The following is a 4,398-nucleotide window of genomic DNA, read 5'->3' as shown; positions in this document are numbered from 1 at the left end:
TACAGCTCAGCTAAGGTAAGGCTAATACAGATAAGGACTCCACTGAACCCCACCGATTAAATCGCACCTTCCTTAACTCAACCTTAAGGTAATGTCGGTTTTAATTAATTATCTGGAAAAGAGCTTCTTGTTTAGAATATGTTTATTAATTCACTGATTTTTTTATTTTTCATGTTTTTATTCAAGGCGTTAGTGTTTTTGTTATGGCGGTGACAAACGTTTTTAAAAAACGTTCATTGATGTTTGTAATTTTTGATGTTTTTAATGAGTTGTTTAATGAGTATTTAAATTCATTTTTGTGTCATTAAATTGTCATCCGGGTTTGTTGAAGCGATAAATAAATAAAGCTACGGCCTGAATGATGAGGACAGACATTTTTGGCAGGAGATGACGGCTATCCCCAGATATTTGAGTGACCTGAGTCACAAAACGGATCTCATTTTTGACCTTGTCCGGGGTAGCGTTTTGTTGTTTCATTAATAAATGTTTTAAAATCAATTTGTTGAACATTAATTGGTTTGTAAATTTCAAAATAAATTAATTTGAAATAAAAATTCTTGTGAAATATGCTCAGTGCTGTTCCTTATTTCACTTCACAAGAGCTACCTATGAACCCTTCACTGACTTCAGATGTTCTGCTCGCGCAGGAAAAAGAGCACCGTTTCGCAAGCTTTGATTTTGAGGCGGCATGGCAAATCGGCCATGCTATTCGCGAGCGCGCCGCCAGCCAAAATGCGCCGGTGGCAATCGAAGTGTATGCCTTTGGTCAGCCGCTGTTTTTTGCCGCGCTGCCGGGTTCCGTTGCCGACAACATTGAGTGGATGAGCCGCAAACGCAATACCGTGCTGCGCTTCGGTCACTCCTCGATGCTGGTCGGAGTCGACAATCAACAAAACAACGGCGCGGGTATGGACTGCCAGGGTTTTATCGATCAGTTTAAATTTACCGATCACGGCGGCAGTTTTCCGCTACTGCATACTTCTGGCGCGGTGATGGGAGCGGTGAGCGTTAGCGGCCTGCCGTCTGAGGACGATCACGCGCTGGTGTTGTGGGGGATTGCCTGGTACCTGAATCATAAAAAATGAATGGTCCGCAGATTATGCCCCTTATCCGGTGCTGCTCCCCGGATAAGGGGCAGGATTAGCGGTTAAAGAAACCCGTCATCGTCGCTGCCAAAGTCATCATCGTTGTCATGGGGATCGAAAAAGCTTCTGTCCGACGCATCCATAAAGTTGCTTTGATCAACATCGCTGAACGGTTGTTGATGAGTGAAATCGGCTACCGGCTCAAGGGGTTGCTCAATGATATTCACAATTTCTTCAGGTTGAGAATGGTGGAACATACTGGTGAGCATATCCGCCAGCACCACGCCACCGGCAACACCGGCTGCGGTTTGCAGCGCACCTGACATAAAACCGCCGCTGCGGGAAGGGGATGCGGGCGCTGGCTGCCCATAACCCGGCGCCATAGTCTGCTGGGAACTGTTCCATTGACTAACCGGCTGCTGAGGCTGGCTTCTGCCGCCGCCAAACAGGCTGCTCAGAAAACCGCCGCTGGCAGGTTGTTGTGTTTTCAGGGTTGCCACCTCATTTTGCAGCGCCTGAACCTGGGCATGGAGGCGTTTTAGCGCGGCTTCCTGAATCAGGATCGACTGCGTCATATAGTAGGGGGCCGCAGGCTGCTGGTGGACAAACTGGTTAATCAGACTGTCGGCCTGTGCGTCCCGTGCACCATTTTGCTGCTCTGCCTGTTGCAGACGCTGAAAAAGCCCCTCAATAAGCCGTTGTTCTTCATTTTGCATAGCAAAAACCTCAGATGTATGGAGTGATGGCGAGTGCGCCTCGTGGGCCCCTCTGACGATTGATATTAGCCTGGTGCTGAAATGAGAAGTACAAACCGCAGTTCAACAACAGTGAAAAGTCCCGGCTGAAAACCTGAAATAAAGCAGGCCTGTTTTGCGTTGGATCAGCGTAGCGAACTGGCGGAATTTTATACTGCTGATGGGGGCAATGATGTCACCCACATTTTTCATTCCATGACAGGCATAGGTTAGAGGGAGTACTCACGAGGGTATTATCATGAAAAGGTTACTAATATGTTGCATATTCGGTAATACGGCGACCACGCTGGCTAAAAAAATGCAGATTGTTGCTGATGCGCGTCGCTATCAAATCCAGATTAGCGGCACAGGCGCGCAGGGATTTGAGAGTATCGCCCCGGCATTCGACTTTTTTCTGGTGGCGCCGCATATACAGTACAAACTGGATGAACTGAAGAAATTCATTAAGGATGGGCAGCCCATAGAGATCATTCAAAGCTATCCCTACGCATCCATTGATGCGGAAAAAATTTTAGATGTTGCCATCGATCATATGGAAGAGCTCACCGATTAACCCGCCAGCGCAAAATGGGTTATCAGCCCTTCGTTCTCAAGTCTCGTGACTCAGGGATGAGTCGACGCTCTGGCGATATTTTTGCAGCATCATCCCTTGCCCTTTCTGTTTGTCACACCCTCAAACCATTGCTATTTCATATTTTCCGTAGGGTTTTACGCTCCGTATAGTGATTCTGTTCGATATTCCCCCTCAACCGGGCCAACAAGGTGCACGGGCATGAGGATATTTGGCGACATTTTGACATTCGCGAGGGACACATGCGGCGCATAAAACACTTCTCTTTGGGGGCAATGCTCGGTATCGGTTTTGCCTCCATTATTATTATCGGTCTGCTGGTTGCCGCTTTCGGACGCTCGGAGCTGATTGGTACCAGTAAACATATTGAATATTATGAAAAATACCATCTGACGAACCTGCTGAGCATGCAGGCGTTAAAGGACAATCTGAATGATGCCACCAAGGCGACATTTATCATGGTGTTTCAGGACGATGAACAAGGTCAGATGGAAGAGGAGAAGCTGACGGAGCAGGCGATAGGGCGTAATGACGCCCTGGTCAAACAGCTACAGCAAAATGTTCATGACGCCGATGTCTTAGCCATGCTGGAGAAATTCAAAACCACCCAGCAGGAGTATGTCAGCGTGGTGCGCCAGACCGTCAGCCTTGCGAAGAACGGCCAGATGCTGGATGCCCAGTCGCAGGCGGTGGAGAAAATGCAGCCATTGCAGGTGCATCTGTTTGAAGAGATCTCCGGCATGATCGAGACCCAGCAGGCGAGCACCACTGCCGCGGCGGCGGTCTCGACCAGCGGGGCGCGCGCTTCGGGTAACCTGTTGTTGATTATTGCTGCGGCAGTCGCCCTGCTGGGGGTGGCGATCGCCTGGATCTCAACACGTTATATCAAGCGTCAGCTAGGTGGTGAACCGGCTTATGCGCTGGAAGTGGTGCGGGAAATTACCCAGGGGAATCTGGCCAGCCACGTCAAACTGGCAGGCAATGACAACAGCAGTCTGCTGGCGGCGATGGAAGAGATGCGCCAGAGCCTGAGCAGTATCGTCACTCAGGTGCGTGAAAGCAGCGAGTCCATTTCAGCAGGCGCCAGCGACGTGGCGGCGGGAAGTACTGACTTAAGCCAGCGTACCGAACAGCAGGCAGCGAGTCTGCAACAGACCGCGGCCTCGATGGAGCAGATTGGTCAGGCTATTCGCCAGAATGCCGATACCGTGCGGGTAACCAACCAGCAGGCCAATACCGCCAGCGATATTGCCGCCAAAGGGGGCGAAGCGATTGAAAATATCGTGCGTACCATGGATGAGATAAGCCAGAGCTCACGCAAAATAAGTGAGATTATCGGCGTGATTGACGGCATCACCTTCCAGACCAATATCCTCGCCCTTAATGCGGCAGTTGAAGCGGCAAGAGCCGGTGAGCAGGGCAGAGGCTTTGCGGTCGTCGCCGGTGAAGTGCGTTCTCTGGCCCAACGTTCAGCATCGGCCGCCAAAGAGATCAAAGCGCTGATTCAGGACAGTATTACCCGGGTTGATAACGGCGCGTTGCTGGTGAATCATGCCGGCACCACCATTGGGGAACTGGTGCGCCAGTCGCACCACGTTGCCGGAATGATCGATGAGATTGGCGTCACCACCCAGGAGCAGGAGTCAGGGGTCAGCCAGGTGAATGATGCCATCACCCAACTGGACCGTGTTACTCAGCAAAATGCGGCGCTGGTGGGGGCATCAAACGGGGCGGCTGAAGAGTTGCGCGACCAGGCGCGCCATCTGGTTGAGCTAATGAGTGTGTTTCGTACTGACAGTCTGCGCAGCGTAGAGATTGCCAGGTAAGTCTGAACATCAGTTCTTCATCAATCAGCCGGGGCGATTAACCCGGCTGATTTTGTCTGCGCCAGGCGCCTGGCGGCATATTATATGTACTAGCTCAGACCTGATCTGACAGTTACCGGTTATTTATACAGGTGTCTGTCAGATTAAATCTGGTTCAGATT

4 protein-coding genes are annotated in these 4,398 nt (G+C 50.5%); 3 read left to right on the top strand and 1 reads right to left on the bottom strand.

Going from position 1 to position 4,398, the window contains the following annotated elements:
* Positions 1 to 608: 608 nt before the first annotated feature.
* The gene (locus ACSZO4_RS24805; protein WP_437891752.1) at positions 609 to 1,085 is read left to right on the top strand and encodes a heme-degrading domain-containing protein; all 477 of its coding nucleotides are present in this window, start codon (positions 609 to 611) and stop codon (positions 1,083 to 1,085) included.
* A 62-nt stretch (positions 1,086 to 1,147) separates the two neighbouring features.
* Here ACSZO4_RS24805 and ACSZO4_RS24800 read toward each other — a convergent pair whose 3' ends face one another.
* Positions 1,148 to 1,801, bottom strand: a complete 654-nt coding sequence (locus tag ACSZO4_RS24800) for a DUF2076 domain-containing protein (RefSeq protein ID WP_437891751.1) — start codon at positions 1,799 to 1,801, stop codon at positions 1,148 to 1,150.
* A 277-nt stretch (positions 1,802 to 2,078) separates the two neighbouring features.
* Between ACSZO4_RS24800 and ACSZO4_RS24795 the strand changes: the two genes are divergently transcribed.
* Both ACSZO4_RS24795 and ACSZO4_RS24790 read left to right on the top strand, forming a co-directional pair.
* A complete protein-coding gene (locus ACSZO4_RS24795) occupies positions 2,079 to 2,393 on the top strand; it encodes a PTS sugar transporter subunit IIB (protein ID WP_437891750.1) in 315 nt (104 codons plus the stop codon).
* Positions 2,394 to 2,653: 260 nt separating this feature from the next.
* On the top strand, positions 2,654 to 4,237 hold the full coding sequence (locus ACSZO4_RS24790) for a methyl-accepting chemotaxis protein (RefSeq protein WP_437891749.1): 1,584 nt from the start codon (positions 2,654 to 2,656) through the stop codon (positions 4,235 to 4,237).
* Positions 4,238 to 4,398 lie beyond the last annotated feature (161 nt).

Source organism: Phytobacter sp. V91 (assembly GCF_965644225.1).
In the GTDB taxonomy this organism is placed as follows: domain Bacteria; phylum Pseudomonadota; class Gammaproteobacteria; order Enterobacterales; family Enterobacteriaceae; genus CBFFRJ01.
The sequence above is the reverse complement of the archived record's forward strand: the minus strand, read 5'-3'. Positions and strand labels throughout refer to the sequence as shown.

Excerpts from the sequence above, each read along its gene's own strand:
- ACSZO4_RS24805 (WP_437891752.1), top strand. The coding sequence starts at position 609 with ATGAACCCTTCACTGACTTCAGATGTTCTGCTCGCGCAGGAAAAAGAG.
- ACSZO4_RS24800 (WP_437891751.1), bottom strand. The coding sequence starts at position 1,801 with ATGCAAAATGAAGAACAACGGCTTATTGAGGGGCTTTTTCAGCGTCTG.
- ACSZO4_RS24795 (WP_437891750.1), top strand. The coding sequence starts at position 2,079 with ATGAAAAGGTTACTAATATGTTGCATATTCGGTAATACGGCGACCACG.
- ACSZO4_RS24790 (WP_437891749.1), top strand. The coding sequence starts at position 2,654 with ATGCGGCGCATAAAACACTTCTCTTTGGGGGCAATGCTCGGTATCGGT.